The 13755-nt window shown below is 72.9% G+C and carries 14 protein-coding genes and 2 pseudogenes; 7 read left to right on the top strand and 9 right to left on the bottom strand.

What is annotated here, in order from left to right:
* The first annotated feature begins 152 nt into the window (after positions 1-152).
* Positions 153-482, top strand: coding sequence for a recombinase family protein (locus tag ACFW6P_RS07035; RefSeq protein WP_386347136.1), 330 nt, complete (start codon positions 153-155; stop codon positions 480-482).
* A 27-nt stretch (positions 483-509) separates the two neighbouring features.
* On the opposite strand, the gene ACFW6P_RS07030 is transcribed toward ACFW6P_RS07035, so the two are convergent.
* Positions 510-3050 carry a helicase-associated domain-containing protein gene (locus tag ACFW6P_RS07030; protein WP_386423105.1) on the bottom strand — a complete coding sequence of 847 codons (2541 nt, stop codon included), beginning with the start codon at positions 3048-3050 and terminating at the stop codon, positions 510-512.
* Positions 3051-3202: 152 nt separating this feature from the next.
* On the opposite strand from ACFW6P_RS07030, the gene ACFW6P_RS07025 reads away from it, so the two are divergent.
* The gene (locus ACFW6P_RS07025; RefSeq protein WP_386423103.1) at positions 3203-4225 is read left to right on the top strand and encodes a hypothetical protein; all 1023 of its coding nucleotides are present in this window, start codon (positions 3203-3205) and stop codon (positions 4223-4225) included.
* 126 nt (positions 4226-4351) lie between these two features.
* Complete coding sequence (locus ACFW6P_RS07020) at positions 4352-4975, top strand: HAD family hydrolase (RefSeq protein ID WP_386347130.1); 624 nt, start codon at positions 4352-4354, stop codon at positions 4973-4975.
* Here the strand turns inward: ACFW6P_RS07020 and ACFW6P_RS07015 are convergent.
* Positions 4954-5202, bottom strand: coding sequence for a hypothetical protein (locus tag ACFW6P_RS07015; RefSeq protein WP_386347128.1), 249 nt, complete (start codon positions 5200-5202; stop codon positions 4954-4956). The two genes, ACFW6P_RS07020 and ACFW6P_RS07015, sit on opposite strands and share 22 nt — an antisense overlap.
* 163 nt (positions 5203-5365) lie before the next feature.
* Between ACFW6P_RS07015 and ACFW6P_RS07010 the strand changes: the two genes are divergently transcribed.
* Positions 5366-5749 carry a cold-shock protein gene (locus tag ACFW6P_RS07010; RefSeq protein WP_386347126.1) on the top strand — a complete coding sequence of 128 codons (384 nt, stop codon included), beginning with the start codon at positions 5366-5368 and terminating at the stop codon, positions 5747-5749.
* 7 nt (positions 5750-5756) lie between these two features.
* Here the strand turns inward: ACFW6P_RS07010 and ACFW6P_RS07005 are convergent, their stop codons facing one another.
* The 4 genes from ACFW6P_RS07005 to ACFW6P_RS06990 form a co-directional block, all read right to left on the bottom strand.
* Complete coding sequence (locus ACFW6P_RS07005) at positions 5757-6605, bottom strand: 1,4-dihydroxy-6-naphthoate synthase (protein ID WP_386347124.1); 849 nt, start codon at positions 6603-6605, stop codon at positions 5757-5759.
* A complete protein-coding gene (locus ACFW6P_RS07000; RefSeq protein ID WP_386347467.1) occupies positions 6595-7305 on the bottom strand; it encodes a futalosine hydrolase in 711 nt (236 codons plus the stop codon). The genes ACFW6P_RS07005 and ACFW6P_RS07000 overlap by 11 nt, the downstream gene beginning before the upstream one ends.
* Positions 7275-7748, bottom strand: coding sequence for a DUF2771 domain-containing protein (locus ACFW6P_RS06995; RefSeq protein ID WP_386347122.1), 474 nt, complete (start codon positions 7746-7748; stop codon positions 7275-7277). The genes ACFW6P_RS07000 and ACFW6P_RS06995 overlap by 31 nt, the downstream gene beginning before the upstream one ends.
* A 101-nt stretch (positions 7749-7849) precedes the next feature.
* A complete protein-coding gene (locus tag ACFW6P_RS06990; protein WP_386347120.1) occupies positions 7850-9283 on the bottom strand; it encodes an MFS transporter in 1434 nt (477 codons plus the stop codon).
* Between the two features lie 251 nt (positions 9284-9534).
* Here ACFW6P_RS06990 and ACFW6P_RS06985 point away from each other — a divergent pair, with 251 nt between their 5' ends.
* Positions 9535-10461, top strand: a complete 927-nt coding sequence (locus tag ACFW6P_RS06985; protein ID WP_386347118.1) for a DUF3027 domain-containing protein — start codon at positions 9535-9537, stop codon at positions 10459-10461.
* Between the two features lie 51 nt (positions 10462-10512).
* Here the strand turns inward: ACFW6P_RS06985 and ACFW6P_RS06980 are convergent.
* Together ACFW6P_RS06980 and ACFW6P_RS06975 are read right to left on the bottom strand one after the other, a co-directional pair.
* Positions 10513-11118: pseudogene (locus ACFW6P_RS06980) on the bottom strand (hypothetical protein); the annotation flags it as partial.
* Between the two features lie 262 nt (positions 11119-11380).
* A complete protein-coding gene (locus ACFW6P_RS06975; protein ID WP_386347116.1) occupies positions 11381-11812 on the bottom strand; it encodes an ATP-binding protein in 432 nt (143 codons plus the stop codon).
* A 159-nt stretch (positions 11813-11971) separates the two neighbouring features.
* Here ACFW6P_RS06975 and ACFW6P_RS06970 point away from each other — a divergent pair.
* Together ACFW6P_RS06970 and ACFW6P_RS06965 are read left to right on the top strand one after the other, a co-directional pair.
* Positions 11972-12851, top strand: a pseudogene (locus ACFW6P_RS06970) (helix-turn-helix domain-containing protein).
* Positions 12848-13057 carry a DUF397 domain-containing protein gene (locus ACFW6P_RS06965; RefSeq protein ID WP_386347114.1) on the top strand — a complete coding sequence of 70 codons (210 nt, stop codon included), beginning with the start codon at positions 12848-12850 and terminating at the stop codon, positions 13055-13057. Before ACFW6P_RS06970 ends, ACFW6P_RS06965 begins: the two are co-directional and overlap by 4 nt.
* Positions 13058-13075: 18 nt before the next feature.
* Here ACFW6P_RS06965 and ACFW6P_RS06960 read toward each other — a convergent pair whose 3' ends face one another.
* A complete protein-coding gene (locus ACFW6P_RS06960; RefSeq protein WP_386423102.1) occupies positions 13076-13744 on the bottom strand; it encodes a hypothetical protein in 669 nt (222 codons plus the stop codon).
* Positions 13745-13755: the final 11 nt, after the last annotated feature.

Raw genomic sequence — 13755 nt, 5'->3', positions numbered from 1 at the left:
TGCCACGGCTCGGGCCATGCCCCGTGCTCGGCGCCGAAAGGGCGTTCCGGCCAGCGCGCCGGGGATGCGCGCCGCTATCCATGTTCGCCTATCGCGTGAAACGGACGAGACGACTTCTCCTGAGCGCCAGAGAGCGGCGTGCGAGGCGTTGTGTGAGGCAGCTGGAGTCCGACACCATCGGCATGCGGCTGTCCAGCGCGCACGAGCACCTGCGCCGCGAGGGCCGCTACACCGGCGGTCGGGTCCCGTACGGGTACATGGTCGTCCCCAACCCCAACGGGGCGGGCAAGGTGCTCGCGGTCAACGAGGACGAGGCCGAGAGGATCAAGCGGATCGTGGAGCGGGTCCTGGCCAAGGACTCGCTCATGCAGATCATCAACGACCTCAACAAGGATGGCATCCCGTCGCCGGGACACACCTCACGCCGGACCACGCTCAAGCGCAGCGACTCCAAGAGCCCCGGTGTGCACCCGAACGGGTGAGATTCCCGAGGGTTTCCCGTGCGCCCGTCAGCCCGCGTCGTCGGCCAGTTCCGCCACCCCGGTGATCCGGTGCAGCGGATACGTGCGGACCTCGTCCGCGGTGCGGTCGTAGGCCGTGACGAAGCCGCCCTCGACCCGGATCGGCGCGATGACCCGCTGGCTGGCGGCGCCCTCGGCGTTGACGTAGCCGATCCACACGGACTCGCCGGTCAGCACGGCGGCCTGCACGGTGGCGAGGGTCTCGGCGGAACTCGTGCGGGGCGGTTCCCCCTCGGCAGCCGGGGCCGCCCCCGGCTTGCGCGGGGTGGTGGACGCCAGGTCACCGGCCCGGATGGCGCGCAGCGCGGCGGCGAGGAGCGCGGCGTCGGGGACCGGCGGGCCGTCCGGCACCGGCTCGGGCGGGGTGCGGGGCGGTGTGCGCCGGGCGAGGGCGCGGGTGATCAGCACATCGCCCTCGGCGGACTCGGCCGCCGGTGCGAAGCCCATCGCCCGCAGCCCCTCCAGGAGCCCGGCCGGGCCGGCCTGCGCGGCCAGCACGGTCGGGGCGAGCCGGCGCAGCCCGAGGCCGGCGGCCCGTTTGTCGGCGAGGATCTCGCTGAGCATCGCGTCGTCGTCGCAGCGCACGTACGCGGAGGCGGCGCCGACCCGCAGATGGCCGTGCCGGCGGGCCACGTCGTCGATCAGGTACGCCAGCGGCTGCGGCACCGGCGTACGGGAGTGCGCGGCGAGGAAGGCGTGCAGGTCGGAGGCGCTCCGCCCGGCGTCCAGCGCGCGACGCACCGAGCCCGGCGTGAACCGGTAGACGGTCGCGCCGCCCTTGGACTCGACGTCCGCGAGCACGCCCAGCATGTCCGCCAGCGGCCGTTGCAGGGGTCCCGGCGCGACGGCCGTCAGGTCGGCCTGGAGCAGCACGTGGTCCAGCGGCTCGGGCAGCAGGGGCGCGAGCAGCCGGGCCGCGGCGGCGGAGGCGACGGCCTGTTCGGCGGGGGAGAGGGGGGTGAGCGGGGCGGGGCGGTGGTGGTGATGGACGGGCAGCTTGTCCCCCGGGCCGGAGGACTCCGTCCGCGGGTTCTTCGCGGGAGCCGGGGGCGCGCCCAGCAGCGCCCGGCCGTGGGCCGACAGGGCACCGCGCCCGGTGACACCCAGCAGTTCCGCCTCGGACAGGGCCCACTGGGCGAGCCGGCCGCGCAGGTCGTCCTCGCGCCGGTCGCCGCGCAGGGGGCGTTCCCAGCGCAGCCGGGCCAGCACCGACGCGGCGTCCGGGGCGGCGCCCTCCGGCAGCCCGGCCAGCAGCGCCAGCAGCCGGTGCCGCACCTCGGGCGCGGCGGAGCGGTCCAGGCCCGGCCCGAGCGCCGACAGCGTGTGGTCCTTCGCGTCCTGTCCGCCCACCAGCCCGGACGCCCGGGTCGCCGCGAGCCACGCCGTGACCAGCCGCGACCAGCGCTCGGCGGCGGGCAGTTCGAGCCACTCGTCGTAGGCCGGGGTCGCCGCGTACCGCTCGTCGGCCTCGCCGTCGGAGGCGATCAGGCCCGCCGCGTACGCCAGTTCCACCCAGAACGCGGCGACCGGTTCCGGCACGTCCAGGGCGACGGCGGTCCGCTTCAGGTCCCGCACGCTCAGCCCGCCGGCCCGCAACACCGCCGGACCGCCCTCGTCCCAGTCCTTCAGCAGTTCCTCGACGGTCGCGAGCGCGGTGTACGCCTGCCCGGCCGCCGTGCTGTCCACGACCTGTGGACGGTGAACGGCCGCCGCCTCCACCACCGGCGGCACCGGCTCCGGCGCCCGGTGTGCCAGGCCCCGCCGCAGGTGCAGGGCCACCTCGCGCGGCAGCACGACCGTCCCCGGCGCCGTCGGGAGCAGCAGCCCCCGGTCCAGCAGCCAGCGCAGCCGGGGCGCCGGGTCGGGCGTGACCTGGCCGTAGGGCGGCCCCCACACCAGCCGCTCCAGCACGTCGAGCGAGCCGGACGGGGCGTCGGCGAGCAGGGCCGCCATCCGCACGCGGTCCGCGAACAGCGCGGTCAGGGAGCCGGCCGCCGAGACCGAGTCGTGCGTCGAGGGCAGCCCGGCCGTCGTGACGATCTCCTGGATGCGCCCCGGGGACATCCCGGCGGTGGCCTCCTGCACGGTGGGGCCGAGCCCCGTCGGGGAGGGGTGCTGCGGCGAGGGCGCCAGCAGCTCACGGGCCGTGCGCACCAGCCGCAGCCGGTCGTCGCCGCCCCAGACCAGGGCCTGCTCGCGCAGCACGTCCACCGCGTGCGGCAGCGCGCCGACGACGGCCGGGTCGGCGTCGTCGCCCGCCATGAGCCCGAGCAGCTCGCCGTACGTCGCCGGGTCCGCCGCCACGGCCAGCGCCTCCGCCGTCTGCAGCGCGAACCGGTCCAGCCGCTCCAGCGCCCGCACGACCGAGGCACGGGTGCCGGCGCGGGTCGCGAGCTGCGTGAGATCCGTGGGCACGGGCGTGATGAGGTCCGGCCGGCTGCGCAGCAGCGAGCCCAGCGCGGCGTCGCCCCGCGCGCGGAGCGCTTCCGCGAGGGAGCGGGGGGCCGACGGCGTGTCCTCGGTGCTCATCCGGTCCACGGTAGCGGGTCGCCTCCGGCCGGTGAGCCGTCCGTGCGCGGCCTCCTCCTCGAACACCCCACCGGCTTTTGGCCGCCCCATGGCGACTCGCGGTACCGTCGTCCGACGGCGTCACGCAACGGACCCGCCCCGGAGGGCACTTCGTGGGGATTGAGAGCGACCAGGTCGTATACGAGTATCTGAGCCGCGTCGGCGACGTGGCCCAGCAGCGGCAGTTGTCGTCGGCGACCCGCATGCGCCTGGTCGCCGACCTGCGTGACGAGATCGACCGGCGCCGCGCCAGGGCCACCGTCGACTCGCCCGCCGCCGTCCGCCGCATCATCACCCGCCTGGGCAGCCCCGACGAGGTCGTGGCGGCAGCGGCGGACGGCACGGCCGGCGGCCCGCGGCCGGGCGAGCCGCAGGCCCCCGCCGCCCCCGCGTCCGTCCCCGCGCAGCGCGACCGCGGGCCCGGGGAGCGCGAGGAGCGGCCGAAGGGCGTCCTGCGGCGCGTGGTGCTGCCCCGCCCCCGCCCCGCCCGGCCCGCGGAGGAGCCGCGTCCCGCCGCCTCCGAGGGCGCGGCCCCGCCGCATCTGGCGGCAGGGCACGAACTCGGCGACAGCGCGGTCCGGCCGGACTGGTGGCGGGTGGAGAGCGGCCCCTTCGACGTGGGCGACGAGGTGCCCGGCTTCGTGGGCGGGGTGGAACTGCCGGACCTGCTCAAGCCGCCCGGGCAGCGCGCGGCGCGGCAGGAGGAGCCGGCGGCCGAGGAGCCCGTGGCGGTGGCCACGGCGACGGGGCAGGCGGAGGAGACCGGCCGCCGCCGGCGTCTGCCCGGGCTTCCCGCGGCCGGCTGGAGCAACCCCCTGCTGCTGATCGCCGCGGGCCTGCTCGTCGCGGGGGCGGTGCTCGGCAACTGGTTCGTGCTGATCCTCGGCTGGCTCATCGCCTACGCCTCCCGCCGCCTCACCCCGGCGGAGACGAAGTGGGCGGTGGTGGTCCTGCCCGGCCTCGCGCTGACGGGCGGCCTGGTCTGGCTCTGGGGCCGGATGAACGGCCGCTGGGGCGCCCCCGTCGCCGAGGGCCACGTGAACGACGCGGTCGCCGGGACCTGGCCGTGGGTGGTGCGGGCAGCGGCGGTGGCGTCGGCGCTGTTCCTCGTCTGGCGCTCCCAGCTCAAGCGTTAGCCAAGAGGGGCCGCCGTCGCACTCCCGTCGCCGCCCGGGGCGGACGGGAGCCCGGCGATCAGCCGTCGAGGGCCGTCCGAGGTCCGCCGCACGGGTGACGTCCGCCGTTCGACCGCGCTCGGCACAATGGTCCCCATGGCACTGACCGTCGGCTTCGACCTCGACATGACCCTCATCGACTCCCGCCCCGGCATCCGCGCCTGCTACCAGGCGCTGTCCGAGCGGACGGGGACGTACATCGACGCCGACCTGGCGGTCACCCGGCTGGGCCCGCCGCTGGCCGAGGAGCTGATCAACTGGTTCCCGGCCGAGGAGGTCGCGGCGGCGGCGGACGTGTACCGGGCGATGTACCCGACCATCGCGATCACCGCGACGCCGGCGCTGTCCGGCGCCCGGGAGGCCATAGCGGCCGTACGCGAGGCCGGCGGACGGGCGATCGTCGTCACCGCCAAGTACGAGCCGAACGCCGAGCTGCACCTCGCCCACCTCGGCATCGAGCCGGACGCGGTCATCGGGGACCTGTGGGCCGAGCAGAAGGCGCACGCGCTGCGCGAGCACGACGCGGCGGTCTACGTCGGCGACCACGTCGGGGACGTCCGCGGCGCACGCACGGCCGGCGCGCTGTCGGTCGCGGTGGCCACCGGTCCCTGCCCCGCCGAGGAACTGCGTGCGGCGGGCGCGGACGTCGTCCTCGGCGATCTGACGGAATTCCCGGGGTGGCTGTCGGACTACCGCCCCGCGCGCGCCTGACGCCGGCCGGCGGCGACGGAACGCAGTACTCCCGCACCGGCCGTCAGGAATCCGACTGCCATGAGCATGCTCAATCCGAACATGTACGTCGGAAAGGGCGTCGTCCCCAGGAACAGCGGGGCGACCGTGACCAGTGTGGCCACGGCGCCGATGAAGAAGACGACGGCTCCGGCACGAACGAGGCGGTCACCGGGAGCGGCGGAATTCGTTTGGGTTTTGTCACGCACCCGACCAGGGTAGTTCCCAGCGCGAGAGAACAACCGGGTGACGTCTTGTCACCGGCCTCAAGAGCACTAGCCTGGGTACCGGCGGGTCCGTACGACCCGCCCGAGTGCTATCAAGAGCCGTTTCAGAAGCAGTTTTCCGACGAGTACGAGGACGAGGACAGACGTGCCCACCGGCAAAGTCAAGTGGTTCAACAGCGAGAAGGGCTTCGGCTTTCTCTCCCGCGACGACGGCGGTGACGTCTTCGTCCATTCCTCGGTCCTCCCCGCCGGAGTCGAGACGCTCAAGCCGGGCCAGCGCGTGGAGTTCGGGGTGGTGGCCGGACAGCGCGGCGACCAGGCGCTGTCCCTGACGGTCCTGGACCCGACCCCGTCCGTCGCCGCCGCGACCCGCAAGAAGCCCGACGAGCTGGCCTCCATCGTCCAGGACCTGACGACGCTCCTGGAGAACATCACGCCGATGCTGGAGCGGGGCCGCTACCCCGAGAAGGCCGCCGGGAAGAAGATCGCGGGTCTGCTGCGCGCGGTCGCCGACCAGCTGGACGTGTGACCGGGCCTCAGGGGAAGTCCAGCGCGTGCGGGCCGAGGGGCGGGACGAGCCCCTCGGCCGCCGCGCGGGTGAGCAGCCCGCGCACGGCGGCGTAGCCGTCCTCGCCGAGGTCGGCGGTGAACTCGTTGACGTACAGACCGATGTGCTGGTCGGCGACGGCCGGGTCCATCTCCTGGGCGTGCTCCATGACGTACGGCCGGGACGCCTCCGGGTCGTCCCAGGCGGCGCGCACGGACGCCCGGACGGCCTCCGCGAGCCCGCGCAGCCTCTCCTCGCCCAGCGACCGCTTGGCGATGATCGCGCCGAGCGGGATCGGCAGCCCGGTGGTGTCCTCCCAGTGCTCGCCCATGTCGGCGAGCTTGTGGAGCCCGTAGTTCCGGTAGGTGAAGCGCGCCTCGTGGATCACGAGCCCCGCGTCGACCCTCCCGTCCCGCACGGCCGGCATGATCTCGTGGAACGGCATCACCACGATCTCGCCGACCCCGCCGGGCACCGTGTCCGCGGCCCACAGCCGGAACAGCAGGTACGCCGTCGACCTCTCGCCGGGCACGGCGACGGTCCGCCCGGTGAGGTCGACACCGGCCTCGCGCGTGAGCACCAGCGGGCCGCAGCCCCGCCCCAGTGCGCCGCCGCAGGGCAGCAGGGCGTACGTGTCGAGCACGTACGGCAGCACGGCGTAGGACACCTTCAGCACGTCGGACTCGCCGCGCTCGGCCATGCCGTTGGTGAGGTCGATGTCCGCGAACGTCACGTCCAGGGCGGGGGCGCCGGCAACCCGGCCGTGGGCGAGGGCGTCGAAGACGAACGTGTCGTTCGGGCAGGGGGAGTAGGCGATCTGCAACTGCTCAGCGGTCATGGCGGTTCCGGCTCTCCAGGACGGGCAGGAGCTTCCCGAACCCCTCGGTCAGGGCCGTCAGGGCGTCGGGGATGCGCCAGGCGGCCCGGTCCCGCGGCCCCACGGGATTGGAGATCGCCCGCACCTCCAGGACCGGCACGCCCTGAGCTGCGGCGGCCTCGGCCACCCCGAAGCCCTCCATGGCCTCGGCGAGGGCGGTGGGATGCCGCTCCCACAGCCGGGCCGCCCGCTCGGCGGTCCCGGTCACCGTGGACACGGTGAGCACGGCACCGGTACGGGCCCCGGTGGCTTCGGCGGCCTGCCGGACGAGTGCGGCCGGCGGCCGGTGCCGTACGGTTCCGAAGCCGAGGTCGGTGACCGGGACGAACCCGTCCGCGGTCTCGGCCCCCAGATCGGCCGCGACGATCTCGTCGGCGACGACCAGCGACCCCACGGGCGCCGAGGGCTGGAACCCCCCGCCGATCCCGGCGGACACCACGAGGCCGTAGGGGGTGCCCCGGAGGGCGGCGGCGGTCAGCGCGGAGGCGGTGGAGGCGGCGGCGAGCGCGGGCCCCACGCCGGCCGCGATCACATCGAGGTCGCCGCCGCCGGGCAGGGCCCGGGCCACCGCGTCCCGCTCCAGGGGGACCGCGGTGGCGATCAGCACGCGGCCGGGCCCGGCGACAGCGATCAGGCGTCCTTCTTGAGCTTGAAGTTCCAGAGGCCCGACGCTTCCTTGTCGCCCTCCTTGATGGAGACGAGCGTCGAGTTGCCCTGCGCGCCGTACTGGGCGTTGAAGAACACGCTGCCGGGGATCGTGCGGTAGGTCTTCTTGCTGGAGTCGGTCAGCGGCTGACCGTTCATCAGGATCGTCCAGCCGTTGTCGGCGATCTCCGGGTCGACTCCGAAGCGCACGGTCTCGTCGGGGTCGACCGAGATGCTCTGGATGCCCTTGTCCTTCAGGCACTGCGACAGGTCGGACGACTTGAGGGCGTCGCCCTCGCCGCCGCAGGTGGCCTCGGAGTTCACCGAGTCGCGGCCCACGGTGACCGTGGCCACCGGCGTCGGCTTGTCACAGGCCGACAGGACGAGCAGTCCGGCGGATACGACGCCGGCGAGGGCGACGGCGCGGCGGCGTCGCACAGCGGATTGCAACGTGTTCATGGGCGAAGGCTATCTGTCCCACCGCCCGCACCCCCCACGCGGGGTACGGCGCGCCCGCACGGCCGTCTCCGCAGGGGCGGACGGGAGCGGGACGGCAGTCCTCAGGCCACCCGCTGCCGCGCCGGACCGCCGCGCCGGGCCGAGTCGACCAGCCCCCGTACGGTCGTCAGCCACCCGGTCGCCACGATCGCGGAGCCCACCGCGAGACCGGCCGTGCCGTTCAGCGGCATCAGGATGCCGACGGCCCCGCCCAGCACCCAGGACATCTGCAGCAGCGTCTCCGAACGGGCGAAGGCCGAGGTCCGGACCAGCTCGGGCACGTCCCGCTGGATGAGCGCGTCCAGGGACAGCTTGGCCAGCGCCTGGGCGAAGCCGGCGATCGCGGCGAGGGCGGCCACCAGTACCGTCCCGAAGAACACCGCGGCCGTGATCGCCGCGGCCGTCACGCAGGCCACCACCGTCACGATGATGATCTCCGGCGCCCGGGAGCGCAGCCACGCCCCCACGGCCGTGCCCAGGGCGTTGCCCGCGCCCGCCGAGACGCCCACGATGCCCAGGGACACCGCGGCGCTCTGCCCGGACATGGGGTGCTCGCGCAGCAGGAAGGCCAGGAAGAAGATCAGGAACCCGGTGAGGCAGCGGATGGAGGCGTTGGCGGCCAGGGCGTGGGTGACGGCCGGGCCGACCGTGCGCAGCCCGGGGCGCTTGACCGGATGGAGGTGCGGTCCGTGCAGGTGCTGCTCGTCCGCGGCCAGCAGGGCCCGGTCCTCGCCCTTGGCGGAGTCGACCTTGGGCGGCAGCGTGAACGACAGGACCGTCCCCGCCACGAAGATCACGAAGGCGCCGTAGAGCGGCCAGCGCGGTCCGATCTGCTGCAGGCCGGCGCCGATGGGCGCGGCGATGCCGGTGGCGAGGAGGCCGCCCAGGGTGACGCGCGAGTTGGCCTTCACCAGGGAGAAGCGGGGCGGCAGCAGCCGGGGCACCACGGCGCTTCTGACCACGCCGTACGCCTTCGACGCGACGAGCACGCCGAGCGCGGCCGGGTAGAGCTGGATGCTGCCGCTGACGACCGCGCCGGAGAGGATCAGCGCGAGCAGCGCCCGGGCCAGCATCGCCCCGGCCATCGCAGCGCGCCGGCCGTGCGGGATGCGGTCCAGGAGGGGGCCGATCACCGGGGCGAGGAGCGTGAACGGCGCCATGGTGATCGCCAGGTACAGCGCGACGCGCCCGCGGGCCTCGTCGGTCGGCACGGAGAAGAAGACGGTCGAGGCGAGGGCGACGGTGATCATGACGTCGCCCGCGCCGTTCACGCCGTGCAGCTCGATCAGCTTGCCGAGGCCCGACTCGCCCGCCCCGTGGGCGTGGGTGGCCTTGCGGATCCCGCGGGCCGTGCCGGTCACCGGGAAGTGCAGGGCCCGGCCGACCGCGCGCAGGGAACCGCCCAGACGGCCCGGCCCGCCCGGTCGGCTGCTTCCCCTGACCCCTTTCGACCCACCGGTCCCGGTGGCGCCCGGGGGTGTCTTCGCGGCTGCCACGACGTCATAGTGCCCCGCAAAGCCGGTGGGTAGTGCCCTTACCGCTTGTATAGGGCCTGTGGGGTGACTGTCCTGGTTGTCGCTCATGGCACCGGTCGGTGTACGCGACGTGGGGCGGAAGGGTAGCGTGCGTATCTCAGCCATCCCGCAGAATGGATGAAGGACGTCGACGCGGTCCCCTGGTCCGCTCCGTCCCGTCTTGCGCCGGGTGTGGCGCACACGTGAGACGGCGTAGGAGAGAAGCGATACCTGTGAGCGCAGCGACAACGCGAAGCCGCACCCCCGACCGTCTGTGCGCCGAGGCCGTCGACCTCGCGCGTGCCGCAGCCGAGGAGGCCGCCGCGCCCGGGATCGTCGGTGAGCACGTGGGTGCGGTCGCCGAGGGGGACCGGGTCGTCACGCACTTCTTCGAGTGCCGCGAGCTCGGCTACCGGGGCTGGCGCTGGGCCGTCACGGTGGCCCGCGCCTCCCGCGCGAAGGTCGTCACGGTCGACGAGGCGGTCCTGCTGCCCGGCCCCGACGCGGTGCTGGCGCCCGAGTGGGTGCCGTGGAGCGAGCGGCTGCGCCCCGGCGACATGGGCCCGGGAGACCTGCTGCCCACCGACGCCGAGGACCTGCGCCTGGAGCCCGGCTACTCGGGCGCGGACGAACCCGCGCCGAACGCGCCGGTGTCGCACGAGATGGCGGACCTGGTGGAGGCGGAGGACGCCGACGTCACCGAGGGATCTCCGTCCAGGCTGCCGGGCATCCCGTCCCGCGGCTCGATCGCGGCGGTCGCCGGGGAACTCGGCATGCGCCGCGCCCGCGTCCTGTCCCGCTACGGCCTGCACACCGCGGCCGACCGCTGGGAGGAGGCGTTCGGCCCCAAGACCCCGATGGCCCAGTCGGCCCCCGCCGCCTGCGTCAGCTGCGGGTTCCTCGTCCCCGTCGGCGGCTCCCTGGGACAGGCCTTCGGTGTCTGCGCCAACGAGTTCGCCCCGGCGGACGGCCGCGTGGTCTCCCTCGCGTTCGGCTGCGGCGGCCACTCCGAGGCCGCGGTCATGCCGCGCCCGCCGCAGCCGGCGCCCCCGGTGATCGACGAGACCCGCGTCGACCCGTTCCCGCTGAGCCCGGCCCCGGACTCGGGCTCGGTACCGCTCACGGAGGACGAGTCCTCGGCGGAGCTGGGGCACTCGTAGCCCGACCGGGGGCGGCGCGGCCAGGACGGGTGCCGCCCCCGGCTTGGTCACTCAGTCGTCGCCGAAGACCTTCTCGACTGTCGGTGCCGTGACGGCACGCCGGAGCCGGTGGCTCAGGGTGTGGGGATCGTCGCAGGCCCGGATGCGCTCACGGGCGTCGTCGGGTACGTCCAGACCTCGTGCGGCGAGTACCGCCAGGACGTCCTCGGCGGCGCGCCGCGTTTCGGACTCGGCTCGGACTTCGTCCTGGAGTTGGGCTCGGACTTCGTCCTGGAGTTGGGCTCGGACTTCGTCCTGGAGTTGGGCTCGGACTTCGTCCTGGAGTTGGGCTCGGACTTCGTCCTGGACCTGGGCTCGGACTTCGTCCCGGAGCTCTGCGCGGACTTCCGCCCGGACTTCTTCGGCGAGGTAGGACCTGTAGAAGGAGAGGTCCACGGCCACCAGGTTCCTCCAGAGGTGCTTGGCCGGGTTCTTGCCCAGGCCCTGTGCGGTGAATTCGATCAGGGGACCCGCGACGTCCTCAGGCGCGTCCCGCAATGCTGTGGACAGGGCCTTCAGTATCGCAACGACGTCGGGTTCCGCGGCGTGCGTGATGGCCGCCAGGCTGGCCAGGACCAGGTCGGTGCGAGCCTCATCCGGGTCCGTGATCACGGTGTTATCCATCGGGAAGGGCTCGACTTCCTTGGTGGTCAGGCCCTCGCACCGGGATTGCAGTCCGGATTGCAGTCCTGGCGGGGGCCGAAGTTTTTTCGGGGGTGTGTGCGCTGAGCGTAGAGGTGCCGGGGGACCGGAAATCCAGCTCAGCCGGTGATGTTCACCCGCCCGAGTGAGCGTGGGCCTCGGGCGGGAAAGGGCGGGGCTTGGTGGGGTGCTTTCTCCCCGAGTTCTTGTTCCGGAGGGCGCCGACGGCACCGGAGCCTCAGAACGTGGGTTCCGGTGGTGTGAGGCGTAGTTCGGCCCAGACGGTCTCGCGTGGGAAGGGGTCCTCGGACACGCCCCAGCGGTCCGCGAGGGCGTCCACGAGAAGCAGCCCGCGGCCCGACTCGGCGTCGGGGGAGGGCGGTCGGAGTTCGGGGAGGCGTTCGCAGCGCGTGTCGGTGACCTCGACGCGGAGCGTGTCGTCGACCATCCGGAGGACCAGCCGGAAGTCCCGGCCCGGGACCCGGCCGTGGGTTACGGCGTTGACGGCCAGTTCGGCCACGACCTGGCCTGCGGCCTCCGAGTCGTACCCCCGGTCCCGGAGGTGGGCGTCCGTGAGGCGACGGGCGAGGCGGGCGCTGCGTGGGGTGGCGGACAACAGCACGCTGTAGTCCCTGACGGCGGCGTTGGATTCGGCAGTTCGCTGATTCACATCACTCAGCGTGGCCGGATCTGCGTACCGTGAGAGGTCACTCAGGGCGTACGTACGGTCACTGTCCAGCGGTTGTCCGGTGCTGTCGGGGCTGTGCCGACGGTTGGCACGGGTGGGGCGCCGGGTGCGTCACGGACGGTTCCGAGGGAGAGGTGCGGCATGACGGCGGTCGAGGCGGAGGCGGGTCGGCTCAAGGAAGAGGCGGACGAGCCGGGGTGGGAGGTGGACCCGGACGACGAGTGGGGCGTCGCGGTCATCACCACGGTCGGCCGGCAGCTGAAACTGCGGCGCGAGGCGGCGGGGATGCGGGCCGCCGAGTTCGGCCGGGTGGTCGGCTACGGCGAGGACATGGTCTACAAGATCGAGGGCGGCAAGCGGATCCCCCGGCAGGAGTTCCTGGACAAGGCGGACGAGATCCTGGGGGCGGGCGGGCTCATCGCGGCTGCCTGGGAGGACGTGAAGAAAGTCCGGTACCCGAAGAAGGTGCGGGAACTGGGGAAGCTGGAGGCTAAGGCGGTTGAGATCGGTCTGTACGAGTGCAATAGCATCCACGGACTGTTGCAGACGCCCGAGCATGCGCGAGCGCTGTTCGAGGCATGTCAGCCGCCGTACTCGCCGGACGACGTGGAGCGAATGGTGACTGCGCGCATGGACCGGCAGTCCCGTCTTCGACCGAGATCCGGCACCTGCGATCCACTTCGTGATGGAGGAGGCACCTCTGCGGCGTGAGATCGGAGGCACAATGGTGCGGCACCGACAGCTCGAACGCCTGCTAGAGCTGGGGCGATTGTGGAACGTCACACTTCAGGTGATGCCGACCAAGAGTGACGCCCACCCGGGACTGGATGGCAGGATCGAACTGCTGAAGTTCGCAGACGGTACAGCCGTAGGGCGTGGAGACGGGGCGTTCAATGCCCGTCCCGTCTCTGAGCTCCGGCAGCTCCGGATTCTCGAGCTGCAGTTCAATGCCATCCGGGCACAGGCTCTCACCCCCCGGGAGTCACTGGCCTTCCTCGAGCATCTGCTGGGAGAAACATGATTTACAAGGCATCCACCGAGGACACGTCCCAGCTGGAGTGGTTCAAGAGCAGCTTCAGCAGTGGCACCAACGGTGAGTCCTGTGTCGAACTCGCTCTCACCCCCGGCATCGTCCACGTCCGCGACTCCAAGACCACCGAAGGCCCCCGCATCACCTTCACCCCGGACACGTGGGCGGAGTTCGTCCCCTACGTTTCCGAGGACTGATCGCGCGACCTGGTCCGCCTACTCCAGCAAAAGGCGGACCAGCTCGTCCGACTCCTCGGCACCTGGGGACATTGCGATCACAGAGCGGACCGTCTGACGCGGCTTGACGAAATTCTTGGTCTCGTCGAGCTCCAGGGCTGCGCTGCGGGATGCTTCCGCAGCACCTGGTTCAGCGAGACGCTGATGGCCGGGATTCGCCTGGCCGAATGTCGGGATGGGGAGCTGCCATACCGCTTTGTCGATGTCCCGCTCGTCCTTGCCGTACGACATGAGGGGTCGGACGATTTCGGTCAGCGCGGGCGCATTAAGAATGGCGCAGAGATACACGCCCTCTTCGCGACTCCCCACCGTGCCCCAGTACAGCTTGTGATCGATGACGACGCCGTGGATCCCGGCCTGCTCGAAGAGCTGGCCCAGGACGAGCGTGGCCGGGGGGATCTGGCGGACGTCGTAGCCGAGGACCGAGTGCGCGATGATCCCCGCGGTGTTGACCAGGAATGTGTGCTCGATGAACAGTTCGTCGGTGTCCTCGAACTGGGCGCCCAGCGCGCTGCGCAGCAGACGGGCCCACAGCTCCCGCTTGAGCTGGACCGTGGGCAGGTCCTTGTTCTCCGCGTGGAGGGCGGACAGCGTGGTGTAGTCGATCCCGTGGGAGACGCTGCCCGCGCCGAGGCGGCCCTTGATCACGTCGGGTGTCG

Origin of the sequence: Streptomyces sp. NPDC058741 (genome assembly GCF_042746715.1) — a bacterium.
GTDB lineage: Bacteria > Actinomycetota > Actinomycetes > Streptomycetales > Streptomycetaceae > Streptomyces.
Note: the sequence above shows the minus strand (reverse complement) of the source record. Positions and strands in the feature narration are given on the sequence as shown.

Excerpts from the sequence above, each read along its gene's own strand:
- ACFW6P_RS07030 (WP_386423105.1), bottom strand. The coding sequence starts at position 3,050 with ATGAGCACCGAGGACACGCCGTCGGCCCCCCGCTCCCTCGCGGAAGCG.
- ACFW6P_RS07020 (WP_386347130.1), top strand. The coding sequence starts at position 4,352 with ATGGTCCCCATGGCACTGACCGTCGGCTTCGACCTCGACATGACCCTC.
- ACFW6P_RS07005 (WP_386347124.1), bottom strand. The coding sequence starts at position 6,605 with ATGACCGCTGAGCAGTTGCAGATCGCCTACTCCCCCTGCCCGAACGAC.
- ACFW6P_RS06995 (WP_386347122.1), bottom strand. The coding sequence starts at position 7,748 with ATGAACACGTTGCAATCCGCTGTGCGACGCCGCCGCGCCGTCGCCCTC.
- ACFW6P_RS06965 (WP_386347114.1), top strand. The coding sequence starts at position 12,848 with ATGATTTACAAGGCATCCACCGAGGACACGTCCCAGCTGGAGTGGTTC.